Annotated in this window: 13 protein-coding genes and 1 tRNA gene; 3 read left to right on the top strand and 11 right to left on the bottom strand. The window is 59.1% G+C overall.

Annotated features, from left to right (window positions below):
• Positions 1–290: 290 nt before the first annotated feature.
• From QX034_RS16830 to QX034_RS16785, 10 genes are all read right to left on the bottom strand, one after another.
• On the bottom strand, positions 291–602 hold the full coding sequence (locus QX034_RS16830; protein ID WP_316195595.1) for a DUF736 domain-containing protein: 312 nt from the start codon (positions 600–602) through the stop codon (positions 291–293).
• Between the two features lie 958 nt (positions 603–1560).
• Positions 1561–3036 (bottom strand): DNA cytosine methyltransferase, encoded by a 1476-nt coding sequence (locus tag QX034_RS16825; RefSeq protein ID WP_316195593.1) that lies wholly within the window; start codon positions 3034–3036, stop codon positions 1561–1563.
• Between the two features lie 498 nt (positions 3037–3534).
• On the bottom strand, positions 3535–3999 hold the full coding sequence (locus QX034_RS16820) for a very short patch repair endonuclease (protein WP_316196082.1): 465 nt from the start codon (positions 3997–3999) through the stop codon (positions 3535–3537).
• 379 nt (positions 4000–4378) lie between these two features.
• The gene (locus QX034_RS16815) at positions 4379–5923 is read right to left on the bottom strand and encodes a hypothetical protein (protein ID WP_316195591.1); all 1545 of its coding nucleotides are present in this window, start codon (positions 5921–5923) and stop codon (positions 4379–4381) included.
• A gap of 18 nt (positions 5924–5941) precedes the next feature.
• Positions 5942–8038 (bottom strand): AIPR family protein, encoded by a 2097-nt coding sequence (locus tag QX034_RS16810; RefSeq protein ID WP_316195589.1) that lies wholly within the window; start codon positions 8036–8038, stop codon positions 5942–5944.
• The gene (locus QX034_RS16805; protein ID WP_316195587.1) at positions 8022–9029 is read right to left on the bottom strand and encodes a PD-(D/E)XK motif protein; all 1008 of its coding nucleotides are present in this window, start codon (positions 9027–9029) and stop codon (positions 8022–8024) included. The genes QX034_RS16810 and QX034_RS16805 overlap by 17 nt, the downstream gene beginning before the upstream one ends.
• Complete coding sequence (locus QX034_RS16800; RefSeq protein WP_316196080.1) at positions 9022–11739, bottom strand: Z1 domain-containing protein; 2718 nt, start codon at positions 11737–11739, stop codon at positions 9022–9024. Before QX034_RS16800 ends, QX034_RS16805 begins: the two co-directional genes overlap by 8 nt.
• Positions 11696–13207 carry an ATP-binding protein gene (locus tag QX034_RS16795; RefSeq protein WP_316195585.1) on the bottom strand — a complete coding sequence of 504 codons (1512 nt, stop codon included), beginning with the start codon at positions 13205–13207 and terminating at the stop codon, positions 11696–11698. The genes QX034_RS16800 and QX034_RS16795 overlap by 44 nt, the downstream gene beginning before the upstream one ends.
• Before the next feature lie 644 nt (positions 13208–13851).
• A tRNA-Glu gene (locus QX034_RS16790) sits at positions 13852–13926 on the bottom strand.
• Between the two features lie 211 nt (positions 13927–14137).
• The gene (locus tag QX034_RS16785) at positions 14138–14476 is read right to left on the bottom strand and encodes a hypothetical protein (RefSeq protein ID WP_315701436.1); all 339 of its coding nucleotides are present in this window, start codon (positions 14474–14476) and stop codon (positions 14138–14140) included.
• Here QX034_RS16785 and QX034_RS16780 point away from each other — a divergent pair.
• Complete coding sequence (locus tag QX034_RS16780) at positions 14475–15527, top strand: RluA family pseudouridine synthase (protein WP_315701437.1); 1053 nt, start codon at positions 14475–14477, stop codon at positions 15525–15527. The two genes, QX034_RS16785 and QX034_RS16780, sit on opposite strands and share 2 nt — an antisense overlap.
• Before the next feature lie 219 nt (positions 15528–15746).
• The gene (rpoH, locus tag QX034_RS16775) at positions 15747–16646 is read left to right on the top strand and encodes an RNA polymerase sigma factor RpoH (RefSeq protein ID WP_315703097.1); all 900 of its coding nucleotides are present in this window, start codon (positions 15747–15749) and stop codon (positions 16644–16646) included.
• Positions 16647–16715: 69 nt separating this feature from the next.
• Here rpoH and QX034_RS16770 read toward each other — a convergent pair whose 3' ends face one another.
• On the bottom strand, positions 16716–17942 hold the full coding sequence (locus tag QX034_RS16770; protein ID WP_315701438.1) for a GGDEF domain-containing protein: 1227 nt from the start codon (positions 17940–17942) through the stop codon (positions 16716–16718).
• Between the two features lie 297 nt (positions 17943–18239).
• On the opposite strand from QX034_RS16770, the gene QX034_RS16765 reads away from it, so the two are divergent.
• Positions 18240–18386: a hypothetical protein gene (locus QX034_RS16765; protein WP_315701440.1), complete on the top strand. Its 147-nt coding sequence runs from the start codon at positions 18240–18242 to the stop codon at positions 18384–18386.
• Positions 18387–18420 lie beyond the last annotated feature (34 nt).

Genomic DNA, 18420 nt, shown 5'->3' with positions numbered 1-18420 from the left:
GATAGCCCCGTGAGGAGCATCGTGATTGGAACAGGGATCACCCGCCCGGCAAGAGCGCGAGTTTCGCGCGCGTCTGCACGCGCCATTCCAGTGCGCGAGGACCGCGATCAGATGAGAGGCGCGGAAGACCGGGGAGACCGTCCCGGCCGGCACGTCTTGTGCTTAAACCCTTGCCCGCGTGAGGGCGGAGCCCTTAGCAATCTCTTCGAAAGAAAAAGCTCCCTTCGCTCCTTAGACAGGGCCAAAAAGGCCCCGCCTCCGAAGAGGCAGGGCCGATGATCCAGCGTCGGTTAGTCGCCGGCGCGGCGCGACCAGATCAGCGTGAAGCTGTCGTCGCCCTCAACCTTGACCAGCGAGGCGTAGATCGGCGCGGGGAAGCTCGGATCGTCGAGCTTGACCGAAAGATATTCACGGTCGCTGTCGCGGGCGGTCTTTCTCCATGCTGCGCCGAACTCGGTGGAGCCTGCAAAGATGCGATAGTCTGGCGCCTTGTCGCTGTCCTTCTGGAATGCGACGAACTTGACCTTGATGCTCAGCGACAGTGTCTTGATCATGCCGGTGTAGCCGTCTTCCGATGCGGTGAAGGTGCCGATGGTCGCCATGGTGATCTCCGTCTGTTTTGCTCGGGCCGCGCCCATCGCGGCCTCGATGGCGCTTCTTGTGCCGAGGGCGATCGGCCCGCAGCCGGCAGGCCCGCAGCGCAGCGGAGGACGGCGAAGGCTTGCTTTATTGGCTTCCGCGAGGAATGCCGCGCGTTCGCGGCAGGGGAAAAAAGCTGGCCCGAGCCGTTGCGGGAAGGCGATCGAGAATCTTCCGTCCCTCGGGCCTGATCAGCCGTTCGAGGTCGGCGTCGGACGCGTCACGAACGTGGTGACGTAGATAATGCTATCGACCTAACCGCTCAGAAGGCGAACTGGGCTCGGTCGATCATACGCTTTCGCGACGATCAACGGCAGAAACTGCGCATCCCGGCAACGAACTCGAACGCTTCTTCCGCATTAGCTTTGCCGCGGTCAAAGATGTGGCTGGAACGATCAGCTTGGCAGCAAGCTCGACCTTTCGGGTGCAGCCTATCGGAGCGATGGTCCCGCTGGTTCGCTCTTTGCGGAGCAGCGATGGCCGTGAAGAAGTCGCCCCTATCTGCGTACTAGCAATGCTCTCTCTCGGCTGTGAAAACGGTGGCAGCCCGGCGCGGTGAAATTAGAGCTAACATTGAGAGGATCAAAAAGGCACCCGCAGGAGGGTCAGCATAGCGCCGACGCGCAGTGGCGGGACCCGGGACCGAGTGCAGTCGCGAGACCGGTCAAGAAGGCACTCGAACACGGGACAGTGAAAACGACGCCGGCATGCAATGGTGGCGAGACCGCGAGCGAGTGGCTCCGGCGAGCGACACAGTGTCGTACGCTAAGGATCGAAGCCGGATGGCCGAGACGCTACGCTCTTCGGTGGCGTGGCGATAGCCGCGCAGCGCGCGAACGACGACTGACGGGTCGCCGAAATCACGTCGTTTGACGAGCTTTCGCGGCACGAGCGGCGTGTGATTGACACGGCTTTTTGATCCTATTCAGCGGCAACGCTTGAAGGCATCAAGGCGGCTCGAAGACTGGAGACCATTTCGATCGCGATCTCACGCGCCATGACGGGGGGCACTGAATTGCCGATTTGCCGAAATGCCGGGTTCATGGTGCCGGCAAAGACAAAGCCGTCCGGGAATGACTGAAGCCGGGCCGCTTCCCTCACCGTGATCACCCGCGCTTGGTCGCTGTCGTAGTGGATATGCGTATAGGTGTCCTTTCCGATGTGGGCAGTAAGCGTCCGGACCGGTCCATTTGCCTTTAGCTTCCACCATCGATTTGGAAATTTCGTCGGGTCATACGGAGGGACCATAGAGTCGCGAAGCATGCGCCACCGGGGTGTGGAAGGGGCAAGTCCGTCTCGACGCGCGGCCGCGTGAAACAACTGCGATGCGAGACGATGAGCTGCTGGGTATTCGTCCCCCGGCGCCATAGCCCTGAAGATCTGAGCGTCACGAGGCAGGTAGCGCAGCACGTGATCGTATATGCCATCACGAGCCTCGAACTCTGGCCAGGAACGCATCAGCCGGGCGTAGGGGGACAGGTTCTCCCAGGCCGTCCTGCGATACCGAACCGCTTCGGTAAACCGACGTGCTCCTCGCTTCAGTTTACCTTCGAGATGCGCCGTGACTGGCGGCAGATCGCTGAGAGCCTCGCGAGCGGTGACTGCAGGTGGTAGTTCTTCGTGTCCGGTGTCAGGCTTGACGAAGGCATATCCATCGGAGCCATTTATCAGCTTCAACGAGACGGCACGAGTCCCGGCGTATCCCGAAGGGAGATCGCAGTGATGCGTTGCGCGAGGAAAGCTGATAGTTGCGCCAAGCTCCCTACGATACGCGATCATATATACGCGATCTCGCATCTGCGGGACACCGTGATGGGCTGCATTGATCAGCGAGTAAGCCGCCTCATAGCCCATGTCGTCAAGCGCCTCGACGATCTCCTGAACGACGTTGTGCCCGCCATAGTTCAGAACGTCCGGAACATTTTCAAAGAGAATCGCGAGCGGTTTGAGCCGGTCGACGTAGTGAAGATAGCGCAGATACAGATTTCCCCGCGGATCGATCTTGAATGCGCGTGGATGGTCCGCCACCTCACGGAGTTTCGCGCGACCCACGCGAGCGTAGGCTTGGCAGGGTGGCCCGCCCACGATGATGTCGATGGACTCGGCTGTTTCCCCCAAGCCGAATTCGGAAACAATCTCTTCCGGCTCGAGCTCGGCAACATCGCGGGGCGTGGCGTGATGCTCAATGACGTCCTTTGACGCATTCTTAAAGAAGTTGATCGCATGCGAACGCGCCGCCAGCTCGTCAACTTCCAGCGCAGCCGCGATGTCGCAGCCAGCCGTCTGGAAACCGAGGCTCAGTCCCCCGCAGCCCGCGAACAGGTCGAGAACCCGTGGTCGGGCCATAGGATTGCTGAGCCGCTTGCATTTAAAAGCGACGGCTGACGACGAATTCATTGACGGGCGATTCCATCATGCAAACCGGGACAGCCTCGCAAGTTACCAGGTTCAGGGGAAATTGCCAGGTCCGCTTTGGATTTCTCGGGGAGAGCGTGGGATGAACGGTATCGATATCACTAGACGCACGCAACAGGTGATCCGAAAACTACGCGGTACGCGAGCCGTCACTTGGGATCGCTGGCGATGCTTCACCCCTAGTTACCCGCGATCCAGGCGGCTTCTTCTAGCGAGAAAAGCTGGTCGGTCGTTCGAAGGAGATTGTCTTACCGAGGTCAGCAGCCGGCGAGTATTCTCGGTACCGCATCATTCTTTTCGACTTCGCACGTGCAGGCTCGATTCTGCTGTTCGACGGAATATCAGGTCAAAGGCATGTCCTGGCCACTCGACGCTAGGGCACCTCCGGCTTAGAAATGGTCACCACCCGCTAGCTCATATGCAGCCCTATGAGTCTGCGAGGAACAGCCGTACCGATGGCTTATACGGTCCCGGATTCGCCTAGTCGTGAGCCTTTCGCCCCGCCACGGCTCGGCTCGAGGACGCACCGACCGTAGGGTCCACTGACCCCGGCGGCCCAAGAGCCTTCGCAAACCTTCTTGCTAAGGAGGAGAGATCGTCCAGCTGACATTCCCAAATCAACACAACTTTCCAGCCTGCCGCTTCAAGTTCCCGCTTGTTTCTTATATCCCTGGCTATGTTGCCGTCGAATTTCCGCTGCCAAAATTCGGAGCGAGTTTTGGGCACGTAGGCCAGCCCGCAGTCATGGCGATGCCAGAAACAGCCGTGGACGAAAACGGCCACTCGCCTGCGCCGGAAGACGACGTCGGGTTTTCCCGGCAAATCCTGGGCATGCAGCCGAAACCGGTAACCCATCGCATGCAGGAGCCTGCGGACCGTCAGCTCCGGGCCGGTATTGCGGCCCTTGATGCGGCCCATGAGGGCACTGCGATGCTCCCGGCTTATGATATCGAACCGCGGACTCGGCTCGCTCCCGCTCGTAGGAGCTACCGACGTGCCAAGTCTACCTTCCCGCCGAGATGCCATCCTGTTTCCACCCTCGCCGGTTCCCTCTCGGAGAGGGTATCAGACAGTAGTCAGAGACGGGGGCCACCTTATCGACAGAATAGCCGCCCATGGACAAAACAATCATACAAGCAAAGCGCTCCGCCAGGACATCGGATATCGCAAAGAAGGCTTCTACTCTATATCGCGCTCGATGAGAGCTCTGCGCCGGACGCCGCCGATCGCAAAGCGACATACTACGCCAACAGGCCACGCCTTATCAACACAATGCTCGACATCAAAACGTAGATCCACTGATCCGCGACCAAGCCGACGAGGACTATTGGTCGATTGGCTGCTCTCGAAAGTAACGATCGCGCACACTCGGATAACGCACCAGTGCTCGTTCAATTTCGAGCTTCGAAAAATGAAGCTGGGACAGCCCCCGCTTGCCGCAAATTGCATTCATCTTGTCGTAAAGCGTTGCATCGATCGGCGCCGAGGTCATTACTCCGAACCCTTCAGCTCCGTGGATCTCGAGCATGTCGCCTAAATCCTGAAGCTTGCGAGCAGTTAGCGAGGACCTATCTGTAATCAACTTGCACTGAAACAACCACTTTCTCGGTCGCGCTCCCGGATGGACCGCCACTTCGTGAACCTCGATGTCGCGTCCCCCATCGCGCGACCTGGATTTTCCAAGTTTCCTGATGGTGTCCGAATCAAATTTTGGATGTGCAAAAATCAAGTCATAGCAAAGCTGCTCAAAGTCCTCATCTGTGAGTGAGCTCCAATCACATGACAATGACGGTGACAGTCCGATCAAGGGGGCGAGCGATCCAGCAAGCTCAGCCAGCTCCTCATGAACCTGCTTGACTGCGACGAGATTGAGGGGCGCGGTATCGTACAGAAAATGCCGAAACCGGTCATCATCAAGTATCACGAGAGTCCCGGTTGGATGGACAAGGCAACGCTCGCGCGTCTCCCGGCCCGCTCGAAATTCATCCGGGACATGAGGCGGAAGCCTTTCACGGAACGGCGCGTGCGTGAAGACAGCATCGTTCCAGTCCCAGGGCCACGTGTCTTCGTCGTCTCGCAGCGCGAAGCTGGCGCAGACTCGAGACTTGAAATACTGGCTCATCGGAAAATAGGCTGTCAGCTCGTCCGAACGCACGAACGACTTGCCTCCAATCATGAAGATTGTCCCAGTGACAAAATCATCCAATCGGTATTTCTGCTCTGTCGTTTCAAAAAAATGATCGACGCCAACAGAAGCAGGGACAAGCCAACTATCTTTCGAAACGAAGCTCGACGCTCCCAAGCGATGGCTCAAAGCGGTCTTATGAAATCCGAGTTGACGCTCTGGGTACTTTGCAATCTCTGACTCGTAATAATCCGGCGATTCGCTGCGATATTCGTAATATGCGCCATTCACAAGGTTCGCGAAATAGTCATCTATGATTTCGGGAAGTGCCGGATTGTAGGTATCCAGGTTTTCCTCAAATTCGTAGACGGTATTCCGTATTTCCTTGTAACGATCTTCCCTCTCGTCACCTCCTTGAAACAGCACAATTGAGTCCTCGATCGCACCAAGGAACTCGGGATGAATGCCAAGCAACTCCAACTTGAGCCGGGTCTTATGCCGAATTTCGTAGTCGTCACGGACTGTCGCCTTATCGGCAGCAGCGGCTAACTTTTCTGCCGCCCATGAAGCATCAAGGTAGTCCGCACAGATATCGGAGTGCATGTTCGTACTGCCGACGCTCGGCAGTGGCAGATACACCGTTGCGGTCTCGAGACTACGGATATCGAGCTCGACAAGGTCCGACAACCAAGCGTCGGAAAGGTCGAGTTCAAGGTGTGTCGAATGGGGCGGATGATCTTGCAAGATAGTCCCAGCTCCTTCCTAAGTTGCAATTCCCTTGCCATTCAGAAGCTCGACGCCAATCTGGCAACCTTCGCTGTGCATCTTCTTCAGGGTCTCGATTGCAATAAGGCTTTGCTTCTCGCTGGGTAGGCGGTTGGGAATGGACGCAGCAACATCCAGGATACCGGCTTCTGTTGGCGTTAGCAGTCGGCGCGAGACGCCCCATTCCCTGACCGTGCGCCAAAGCGGGCCACCTGCCTGTACAACTACCGTTTGCGCTTCAATCCCATTCAAAAGCCGTTGATCCTTCTCGGCATCCGACTGGTTTTCTTGTTCTTCCTCCCGAGTTATCAGTTCTCGCAGGAAAGTCTTCGGCCACGTGATTTCCAGTGCTGAAATCCGGCTCCAGCAGGCCTGTTGCTTCGCCCATTCCGTCACATTGCTCATCCCGGGCGGAGGTGTGACAAGCACGTCATGGCATGCCTTTGCTGCTATCGTTAGCGCATCCTTGAATGCGGCCGAGATTCCCTGCTTTCGCCAGATACCTTCGAAATTGACAACGCGCTCCCTCTCCTCAACGTCGTGGGCGATCTTGGCGATCGCATAGGCCACAACGTTTGCGCGATACCCGCCTTCATACCACGACTGCTCGGTGACGAGCTTCTCGGTCTCCCGGAAGACGATCGCCTTGGCGACTGCCTCGGTATAGTATCGCTTGTTGAAATGATCGGGATTCTTGCTCCACGCCTTGCCAATGCCCGCCGCAAAATGCGCAAAGTTCTTTTGCGCGCCACGGCTCACAATGTCAGGGTGGCCAAGCCAGAGATTGAGAAATTTCGCCAAGTCCGTCTTCGAGAAGACCTGGCTCTTGGGATACTCCAGATCAAACTTCTTGCGTTGGCTCGGGTTGAGCAAGGCGCGAGCATCCTGAAACTGGCCTCTCGCGCGTTCGTAAAACCACTTCGATTCCCGGAATGTACCGTCAGGCGAAGGCGCGAATGTGGTTCTGGAGAACTTTTCAAGCTGCACGTGGTAAGGATGGTTTGCGAAAAAGTCGGCCGCATTTACCCTGTTCTGACTGTTGGCAAATTCGGATATTTTAGGGACGACCTCGATGGCCTTCGCCGACTCGACGACGGACAGTTTCATTTGAACAAAGACGCGTGAGAGATCGACATCCTTTTTGCGGCTCGCAGCATGTATTGAAGCCGTGGTCTGACCTCCGTTGACAATCTGGAGGTTCTGCAATTCGGTGATGAGCAGCCCGCCATCCGACATCTTTGTCGTGAGCTTTTCGGCGGTGGCGGTGATGCCGTTGTTGTAGGCAAAGAACATCTCGGGGTCATTCTCGATGGTATTTCGGATGCCCTTGTTCACGTTACCACGTGCCTGAAGGAAGACACGCACGTTCCGTTCGAGGAGACGCGCTCCCCACCTGTCGTAGATGGCGGCGAGCTGCTTGCCCGGAATGACGATCAAATAGGCCTCGTAGCCTGCATCATTGAGATGTGCGGGCAGCGCCGACAGCGGTCCGCCGAAGTCGGTCTCGAGATCAATCAGAATCTCCTCCCGACCTCGTCCGGTTTCGACAAATCGGTACAATCGTCCAAGATCCCACACGCTGTATGTGAGGGGAACGCCTCTGAACTCACCCGCTTCGCGCCCATCGACGCGGTTACTGAGAACGCGGTTCGATAAAAGGAACATCCTCACCTTCGAAATGTTCGGCCATCGCTTGGCGATCAGGTCTGCAAGTCCGAAGGCTGCAGTCGATTCCTCGAAGGAGTTCCGATGCGTCGCGTCGAGAGATCGCGTCAGAAAATTGGTTAGACGCTTGAAAATGGCGTCCATCTCCGACGCCGTGAGTGTTCCAATGCGATCAGACTGATTGAAGTCTAGAATGATGAGACTGAGTACGCCCTCGGCAGATGCCGGATCGCCACCGTAGCCATCAACGCGCACGCCGCGCGGGGAGGTGTAAGGAGCACGATCAGCGGTTTCGAGCTCACCCGCTTCGACCAGCTGTGACGTGAACAATTCAAAGAACGCATGCTCGGCCCAGCGACCGTCTGCATCCGCTAGGCCGTGGACGCCCTGGAAGAAATCCTTGTGGAATTCCTCAAGCTCCTCCGCCATTGCGCCTCGCTCTCACGGCATCAATCAAGCCGCAATCATCAATCACGAATGGTACACAATCCTGAAGCGAAATCGAATATCTGACATTGGTAACGCCCGGAGGCAACGAGCTTGACCCCAGCCTCGGAAACCCGTCGGCTAGCCGGAAGATATGGCTCTGCCCCTCCACCCACCTTGAGTCCGAATAATCATCAAGCCAGCCGAACCCGGTCGCCGCAAGCAGCCGGTCCAGGACATCTGCCACACCGGCATCGCCGAGGAGCAGACGGTCGCGCACTCGGGCTGCGAGCTCGGTCAGCGTGAAGCTCTGGAAAGTGTCGGCTGGTGCCTGGTCCAGTTCGACCACATAAAGGTAGAGTTCATCGATGCCCGCAGTGTCGAGCTGATCGGCAGAGCTGATGGCAATCTGGGGTGTAGCCGCGCCACGGCGCGCCTTCACTTCGAGACACAACCGGCCTATTTCGAAATCCTTCGGCGAACCAAGCGGCCCGCGCCAGGCATCCAGCACTTCGCTTGGCGAGAGACATTGGAGCAGAAGCCTCTCGATGACGAGCAATTCGCCGGCCAGCCCCTTCTGTTCCTCGGGACTCAGCTTGCCATCCAAGCCGCCACGGAGAAGATGATGCCACCTCCATGTTCGCGCGAGCGATAGAGCGACTGCCTCTCGTTCCGATGCCGCTCGTGTAGCGCACCCTACAATATCGCGACACAGCCGCTCGAAGATGTCTCGATGTGTATCTTCGAGAAGCTTGAACAGGAGTACCCGCTCCGCCCCGGCGCCACGCGGCACGTCGGTGATTTCGATTCCCTTCAGCTTGGGGAGCTTTCCGGTTGGAAGAGATTCGGGAGCATGAGCAAGAACGAGCAGGCACTTGCGATCGAGCGCACGGCCCCAGAAGAAGTTCCACGGAATATCAGGATCGACGCGCTTCGCGCTGAAGGCATCCACCGTGGCTGGAGGTGCGATGTCCTTCCACGGATCGTCACTCATCGTCGCCCGCCATCTCGTCCTCGTCGATATCATTCCTGTAGTTTTCGCGCATCCAGGTCGTGTTCACGATGTATTCGACACGATCCTCGGGAAGACTGGTTGTCGGGAAGCTGATGCTCCAGGCGACCACGGGTTTCTCCGCGCTGAGGTCCGTATCAGCCTCACCGATTGCGAGCAGATGGAGTATCAACAGGGGACGTTGCCGCTTGTCGCGATAGATCTTGTCGGGATAGTTGCGGAGGTCGGTTTCGCTGAGGTTCTTTTTCTTGCGGTACTCTGCCTCGGCAGTCTTGATCGCATCGGGGTCAACTCCGGTCTTCTCGACCCCTCGCGACGCAACACGCTGGTTGTCCGTGACAAGCAACGTTCTTCCGGGCCGGCTCCGCTCACCTGCCTTGCGCCGCTGGCAAGTGACCTCGATTCCGAGTGACCGGTCAATCAAGGGAACATGGTCCAAGCGTGACACGCTTGGTACCAGAATGTCCCATGACCTCAGTTCGCCTCGTGCACGGTCATCGATGTAACGGCGAACCGGGACAGGGTCTGTCAGCATGGATTGCGGATCGTTCTGGAACTCAGTGAGAAATTCGAGAATCGGACCGACAGGCACATTTCGCAGCAGGCGACCTCCCGGCACCGGGTCTGAACCTGCCAGCGATTTGCCAGCGGCCGCGAGCCGCTCGGCAAGGCTGATTGCGGCCCGGCGGTTTGTTTCGAGGCTGGCATCGTCCCACCTCAAGGCCGTCGTTTCGATGAACTCATTGCCGAGGCCCACCTGAACGACAACCTGCTCGCCAGAGCCCATCTTGTTCCTTGCCGTCACGATCAGCGTGTCCGGATGGCTGCGGACCTTCAACCCGAACTCTTCCGGAGTTGCGTTCGCCTCCTCCATCTTCCGCATTTCCTCGCGCAACTCCTCGATGGACACCGCAATGTAACGGTACCAGCTTTCCGCCTCGTCCAGCATCCACACACGGCAAAGGTCCTCGTAATCAGGACGGTAGCCAAACCAGCGGCCCATCTGCATCAAGGTGTCGTACATCATCGAATTGCGCAGGAAGTAGCTGACCATCAACCCTTCCAAGGTCAGTCCGCGTGAGAGCGAGAATCCGCCGACAGCGATCACGTTGAGACCGGTCTTCTCATGATCTGTATAGTTCAGTGTGCCGGATGACCGGCTGTTCACCTCGACTGCGCGAATGGGTGAAGCGGCATCGTGCAGCACCTTTTGCACTTGCGGCCACTCGGTATTTGTATCGCTGTACTCTTCCTCCCAGACAGCGTGGAGCTCTCGGATTTCGGGGTCTCTGAGGGCCTGCGCTTGGGAAAGTGCGCCGTTGACACGACAGCTCGCCTGGATGGCTTCCAGTTTCACATGGATTTCGTTACGAATCTGCCGTTGTACATCGGTGAAGCGGGAGGCGTTGACCAGCATCGAAGAATGCTGATTGACCTGACCGCGAACCAGACGGATCGCGCGAGCGACGACGAACGTCCTCACGGCCCTCATCAGGCTTGGCGGCAAGCTTGTGACCTGCAGGTCCTTTTCATGCTTGAGTGGAAGGTAGTCCTCGTTGTCCTCGATGTGGCGGATGAATGATGTCGGCTCGTCGATGAAAACGCGTTCGGCGCCGAAGTAATTGGTGGGAGGGTCAAGCCCCACGATGAAATTCCGTGGAAACAGGTCTTCGCCGAGCATTTCGTCATCGGTGTCCGGACTGATGAAGATGTTTGCAAAGGGCGTCGCCGTGTATCCGACATAGCAGCTGCGCTCGAACATTCGCAGCAATTCGCGAATCTGACCGTTGATCCTCGATACTTCGCCCTTGTCGTGCTTGATGTTGATCGAGGCATTGTCAGCTTCGTCGTCGATCAGCAGCATCGGCGCTTCAACTGTTCTTCCACCCCCGCGTGCATTGTAGTCCTTGAGCCAGTCGGTAAGGTTCTTCAGCGTATTGCTGTTTTTCTTGATGACAAAAACCGCTGGCACCCGAAGGTCGGACAGCTTTCCACCAACCTGTTCGGCACCGACGCGATTGAAGTCTCGTACCGAATTCGTGAACGTCCAAGGCAAGTGTCGGCTGTCGTAACGACCAACGCCGACGATGCGACGGTTGCGATCTGTCACCTTTGACGCGCTGTCGCGTCCCACAAAGCCTTCATCGATGCGAGCCTGCGTCTGATTGCGAAGATTATTGTGAATGCCCGCGATCACGACGATGATCCGATAGCCCGCGTCTGCTGCCTTGCAAATGAGGCCGATATAATTTGCGGTCTTACCGGATTGCACGTGCCCTACGACCATGCCGCGCCGATCCCATGGGCCTTCCTTGTCCGGATTCTCCAGCAGTCCGAGAATCCGGTCAGTCACATTGTCCATCGTCGCAAGCACTTGCGAGGAGTAGTTCTTTTCGGCAAGAAGGCGTCTGTACCTGCTCCAGTAGTATGGCTCGATGCCACTGCGGCGCGCTTCGAGCCACGGCTCGAAGTCGCGGCTCGTCAGCATTGCCCCAATGGTCATCGTTACGTCGTGACGGGTTTCGAGATGCCGCGCCAGCCGCTCGGCATCATCGTCGGAAACGTTGCACGTCGGAATGATCCGGAAATTCTTGATCAATTCACGGATTTTCTCGGGTGTCGGCGCAGCTTCCCGTGCCAGGAAGCCCTCAACCGCAACTTCGAGATTTTTCAGGTTCTCCAACACCCTCATCTCTCCCATAAATACATTCGTCTGCAATTGCTTCTGCTCGACCCCAATTCGAACGGAAAGGCTCAGTCACTTCGAGCATTGCGATGATCTCGTGCGGTTTCACACCGGTCTCCAGAAGCTTGCTGACCGTCGTCGTTACGACATGACGAAGGGCATCATCGGAGAGTTCTAGGCCGGTCACCTTGTCTGGCGAACCGCCGAGATCGGCAAAAAGCGCGTCCATCGGAAGAGAGGATGCGAGCAGTTCGATGACGCTCGTGAACTCCTGCCTCTGTTCATCCGAAAGCTCGCCGGCGAATTCCGCCACAACGGGATGATCCGCGTTAATCCGATAGGAGATTTCGTTTTTGTCCTGCACTCTGTTCCAGACGGGAAGTCTGCTGTCAGTGACCAGCACCCGCCCGCGGCTCGTGTACACGCGCTTTGATGTAGCGCCGATCGTCTCGATAATTCGGCGCAGCCGCTCTCGAACTTGGTATGGAGGCTGAGCTGATGCTTTCTTGACGTCGATCTTCCAGTCCGCATCGAGTCCATTCGGCATATCGATGCGTACTCTCGTGAGCTTTGTCAGCTCCATCTGGCGCGCGAGGCCAAACCAGGTTCCATGGATGATCAGACGTTTCTGGCGGTACACGTAGAAGCCCTGGTTTTTCACATAGCCGGCCTTTCCGGCGTATCGTTCCCATTCCTGAGGTGTCACCTTCTTATGGTGAGGGAGCGTGAACGTCTGCACCTGGACTGTGTATTCACCAACCTTGATGACTTCCGGAGTCAGCGGCTCCGCAATTGTGGCGGGGTGTGAACTGTGAAAAGGATCGAAGGGAGAGAGTGGACGCTCGTTCAACCGGATTTCGATGCGTTTTAAACCAGGTTCGCCGGAAAGAAAGCGATGAAATACAAGCTCCAGATGATCGCGTGAATCGTCGAGGCGACCGATGAACCTCTGGATTGCGGCATCCGTCTTGTCCTGCTCCAGCACGCGGTCCAGCTTCTCCCAGACAACGAGAGTGCCGGCTGTCGGAAGTCTGTCCGCCCATGGGATAGCCGCAGCGTCGTCAGGAATCTGGACGAGCCAGTCATCCCTCTCAGCAACGAAATCGAGGTCCCAGATGGCGGCTGACGTGATCCCCTTCGCGCGTGTGAGTACCGTCACTCGCCGACATTGTGAGAACGATGCAGTCTTGAGCCCGAGACCAAACCGACCAAGGTCTACAGGGTTTCGCGCATCGCGCGGATTGGTGCTTCCCGGCCGCATCGCAGCAAGCAATTGTTCTTCGGTCATTCCCTCGCCGTTATCGAGGATGCCGACCCGAAGATGTTCCAGATCCGTGAGAATATCGATCCGGCCTGCCTTGGCAGTTATGGAGTTGTCGATCACGTCGGCAAGCGCAGTTTCCAGGGAATAGCCGATGTCCCTCATGCTCTCGATAAGCATGGCTGCCTTCGGTGCGGCAATGACCGTTTTCATCAACCCCCCTCAGTACTTTACCACCGGCGTAGGCACTGAACTCCCCGTGCACAATTAACCGAATGCAACCGCCGGTGCAAAGCCCCCGGGTAGCTTGCTTTGCTTAACCTGAGGGGCCGCGAGCAGCCATAACGTGTGACGAAGCCCCTCGATGGTGTTCCGTGATACTTTAACTGGCGTACTGGCCGCCGGGCGATTTCCGTGGCCGAGCGATCCGTGCTCACAGCGCCCGTAGCGGTCACCATGCGGATTCGAGTGCAAGCCTCGTCGGCGCTGGCCTCGTGAGGCGGCCTCGACGCGGGACGTCAAAGCGTTGGACGAGCGACGACGGCAAACAACGCAATCGTAGTTTGAAGTGTGGTCGGGAGACCCGAACTTTGGTCTGGCACCAATTTCGGCAATACGGAAACGATGATTACTGAAAGGGATAACTGGGCCGCCTGGAACGATCCCGACGCCGGCCGCCCTCAGTTCGCAGTCTGTGGTTCAAGCGAACATAAAGCCGCCCGTGGCCCAGCTGAGTGAGGGAATGGCAAATCTTGACAACGGCGATGCCTGTCGCGGACAGCCGCCCCTGTCCGCCGACACTTATTCGACGGATATTCGACGATTTCGATGATTTCGAGCTAAGTTATTGATTATATTGGCGCTCCCTAGGGGAATCGAACCCCTGTTTCAGCCTTGAGAGGGCCGCGTCCTAACCGCTAGACGAAGGGAGCGTGAGGTGAACCGAATAGCCTCGAAATCGGCGCACCGCAAGACGGGCGGCGGAATTATCCGTGAGGTTGTCGGTGGGTGGGTGGGTTTTCCGAGGGGGGCGCCTCGTGGAGAGAACCCCACCCCCAACCCCTCCCCGCAAGGGGGAGGGGGGCGCACCGCTGTCGCGGCGAGAGATCGCCCCGTATGACCGAAAAGATATCTTTTCCGCCCTCACGGCTCGACGGCGAAGCGCAGGCGGCCGGTGGGTTTCAGGGTTTTGGCGTCGTAGGTGCGGATTTCGGTGGTGCCGCCGACGTCCAGGGTCACGGCGAGGCGGTCGCCGGCCGTGGCGGTCGCGACGATCCGGGCGCCCTTGGGCAGCACGGCCGTGATATCGGGGCCGGACGCGGCGCTTCCCTCGCCCTTGAAAAGGCGGTAGCCGATGGCAACCAGCAGGACGGCGATCGCGACCGACGTCGTCACCCCTGCAATCATCATCATGCGCCGCAGCCGTGCCATCAGCTGAGCCTGCTCGGGGGATGATGCGTCCGGCGCAACGGTAGTGTTCATGGAAATCTCGGCTTCTCGTCCTCAAGGATCGGTCAGGGTCGTCGTCGCCGGCGACGAGGGCTCGTCGCGGCTCGACCGCGTACTCGCAAGCAGGCTGCCGGAGCTGTCACGGTCGCGGCTGAAGGCGCTGATCCTGGCGGGCCAAGTCAGCATCGGTCAGGTCAGCATCGGCCGAACCAACCCCGGCCAAACCAGCCCCGTCGCGGTTCGTGACCCCGCTTACCATGTCGCGGCCGGCGACACGATCACAATCGACGTGCCGGAGGCGGTGGCGGCCGAGCCCGCGGCCGAGAACATCCCGCTTCATATCGTCTACGAGGACGAGGACATCATCGTCATCGACAAGCCGGCCGGGCTGGTGGTGCATCCCGCCGTCGGCCACGAGACGGGAACGCTGGTGAACGCGCTGATCGCCCATTGCGGCGCCAGCCTGTCCGGCATCGGCGGCGTCAAGCGGCCGGGTATCGTCCATCGCCTCGACAAGGATACATCGGGGCTGATGGTGATCGCCAAGAACGACATGGCGCATCAATCCCTCAGCGCCCAGTTCGCCGATCACGGCCGCACCGGGCTGATGGAACGCGGCTATCTGGCCTTTGCCTGGGGCGTGCCGCACCGTCAGTACGGCACGATCGATGCGCCGATCGACCGCCACCCGCACGCCCGCGAGAAGATGGCCGTGCGCGAGCGCGGCCGCCACGCCGTCACCCATTACGAGGTGCAGGAAACCTTCAACGGCCGCGACGGCAAGCCGGTCGCCGCTCTTTTGGCCTGCCGTCTCGAGACCGGCCGCACCCACCAGATCCGGGTGCACCTGGCGCATCTCGGCCACCCGCTGCTTGGCGACGCTGTCTATGGCCCGCATTTCAAGACCAAGGCGAGCCAGCTCAGCCCGGCGGCCCAGGCCGCCCTCGCGTCCCTCGGCCGCCAAGCGCTACATGCATACCTTCTGGTAATAGAACACCCCAGAACCGGCGAGCTGATGCACTGGGAATCCGAGCTTCCGCCCGATCTGGCAGCTTTGCGAGGCGCGCTGGGGGCGGCGCTATGACGCAGACTGTTGAGAAAAACGTAAGTATGACAATATGTTATGGCAGCCACACGGGGACGTGACCCCTGTTATCCTTCCACCCGCGGATGATTTTAGTGTATGTTGCGTCCGCGTCGAATACCCGACGCAAGGAACATCGCAAGCTGGCCGGCTTTAAGAAAGCGACCGTCTTGCCTGGCCCGCCGCTATCGGGGGCCTGAACCAACTGGAGGGCGCTCAATGGCCCGTACAGCTACTTTACCGGTTCTCAATGGAGAATCCGGACTTTCTCGCTACCTCGCCGAAATCCGCAAGTTCCCGATGCTGGAACCGCAGGAAGAGTACATGCTTGCCAAACGTTGGCGCGAGCATGACGACAGCGACGCAGCGCAGCGACTCGTGACCAGCCACTTGCGGCTCGTGGCCAAGATCGCCATGGGCTACCGCGGCTATGGCTTGCCGATATCCGAAGTCGTCTCGGAAGGCAATGTCGGCCTGATGCAGGCTGTGAAAAGGTTCGAGCCCGAGAAGGGATTTCGTCTTGCCACCTACGCCATGTGGTGGATCAAGGCGTCAATACAAGAGTACATCCTGAGATCCTGGTCGCTCGTGAAGATGGGCACCACGGCGAACCAGAAGAAGCTGTTCTTCAACCTGCGCAAGGCCAAGAGCCGGATCTCCGCGCTGGACGAAGGCGATCTTCACCCCGATCAGGTCAAGCTGATCGCCAAGCGGCTCGGCGTGACCGCTCAGGACGTGGTCGACATGAACCGCCGCCTCGGCGGCGACGCCTCGCTGAACGCGCCGATCCGCGACGACGGCGAGGCGGGCGAATGGCAGGACTGGCTGGTCGATACCTCGCCCAACCAGGAAGCCATCATGGCCGAGCACGAGGAGTATGATCACCGCCGCGCGGCGCTGAACGGCGCGATCGGCGTGCTCAACCCGCGCGAACGCCGCATCTTCGAAGCGCGGCGGCTCGCAGAGGACCCGATGACGCTGGAGGATCTCGCCGCCGAGTTCGGCGTCTCCCGCGAGCGCGTGCGCCAGATCGAGGTTCGCGCCTTCGAGAAGGTGCAGTCGGCCGTCAAGGGCACGATCGCCAAGCAGGAAGCTGCAGCCTTGGAAGCTGCGCACTAAGCGCGGCTTCTGTCTGATCGCTCATCGGAAGCAATGAATGGAGCCGGCGGCGACGCCGGCTTTGCTGCATCAGGATGCCGAAGCGTCGTGGGCGATCTGTGCGCCCAGCAGGCCGGCGATCATATCGGGAGCAAGTGACGGAGCGCCGTCATGGAGCGCATAGCCGTTCTTGCCCTGCTTCTTCGCCACGTACAGCGCCTGGTCCGCGCGCGCGATCAAGCGGTCCGGAAAGGCCCCGACCTCGCCGCTCCATTCGGCGATGCCGATCGAGACGGCGATCGGGATGTCGGAGCCGGTACAAGCCTCCGCATCCTCGCGGCAGACCTGCAGCACGCGCCGCGCGATCATCTCCCCTTCGCGCAAGGTGGACGACGGCAACACGATGCAGAACTCGTCCCCGCCGGTCCGCGCAAGCATGTCCCCGGGCCGCAGCCGGGTCTGCGTCATCAAGGTGAAATGCTGCAGGCAGGCATCGCCCGCGGCATGGCCATAAGTGTCGTTGATGAACTTGAAGCCGTCGAGGTCGATCACAAGCAGCGCAAATGGCCGGCCCGAACGCTCCGAGCGCGCACATTCTTCGCCGAGCCGCAGCATCAGATGACGCCGATTGGCAACCCCCGTGAGATCATCGAGCAGCGCGAGATCGGCCACCTCATTACGGAGCCGGTCGACCGCCATCAGCAGGAAACCGAAATTGAGCGACATGGATAAGAAGATCAGGACCAACACCGCGACGGACTGCACGGTGCTGGAGCGGCTGATGTTGAAGTCGAGACCTGTCAGGCTGCCGGCGACACGAAACATGAAAATCGCCATGAGCAGAATGGCGAGAACTCCGGCCAACCGCGCGCCGGGATTGACGCGGCCCTTCCGCGGGTCGAGCAGCCGCCGCGCGATCAGAAACACCGGTATGAACTGGCCGATCGAATACGCGACGATTCGCAGCGGCTGGCTGTCATAGACATAGACAAAGAACGCGACCGCAGCGCCGGTCAGCAAGACGGTGAGCACCGTATTCCGCCACGACACAGGTTGATCATAGAAGCGCTGAACGCCCATCGCGCTCAAACAGATCGCGAAGACGATCATGCCGCTGCCCAACAGCAGCGGCAACATCGCGTCAAAATAGATGCGCATCAGCGCGAGCGTCGCGCCCGCCGCGGCAACGAGCGCCGATCCGGTCCAAAAGCGGGCCGCTTCCAGGTTGGGGTAGCTGCGCAGGACGTAAGCCCAGATCAAGCCCAGCGCGAGAAAGTTGACGATGAAGGCCGTCCACAGGGTCGGGACGCTCAGCATGGCGATAACAGAACGCGCGCCCTGTCCCATCGATTTACAAAGGTGGTGGCCATGAGGATCCCTGACGATCGCGACACCATGGGGCGACGGGCTTAAAGGAACCTCAATGGCAAAACCGAGATTTCGCCGTGGTTTTGAATTGATGAAGACGGCGCGTTTGCCTCCCGTTAACGCTGTGCGCCGATCCCACGCCGTCATTACCTGCAACCGAGCTGTGGATAACGGCATGACGGAGCGGTGACAGAGTGAGGCAGCCGTTCGCGAATCTGCTGGGATCATTCCCCGAGGCTGTCGCACATGCGGGCGTCCGCTGTGCCGGCCTCGCGTCGCGTTTCAATCCATGAACTCCTGAACGAGGATCCGATGGCAAAGAAAGCGAAGAAGGCCGCGAAAGCGACCAAGAAGGCCGCCAAGAAGACCAAAAAGGCTGCCAAGAAGAAGTAGTTGCGCCACCCCTTCCCCGGGTGGGAGCGCGGCT

Source organism: Bradyrhizobium sp. SZCCHNR3119, assembly GCF_032487775.1.
Taxonomy (GTDB): Bacteria; Pseudomonadota; Alphaproteobacteria; order Rhizobiales; family Xanthobacteraceae; genus Bradyrhizobium.
The sequence above is the reverse complement of the archived record's forward strand: the minus strand, read 5'-3'. Positions and strand labels throughout refer to the sequence as shown.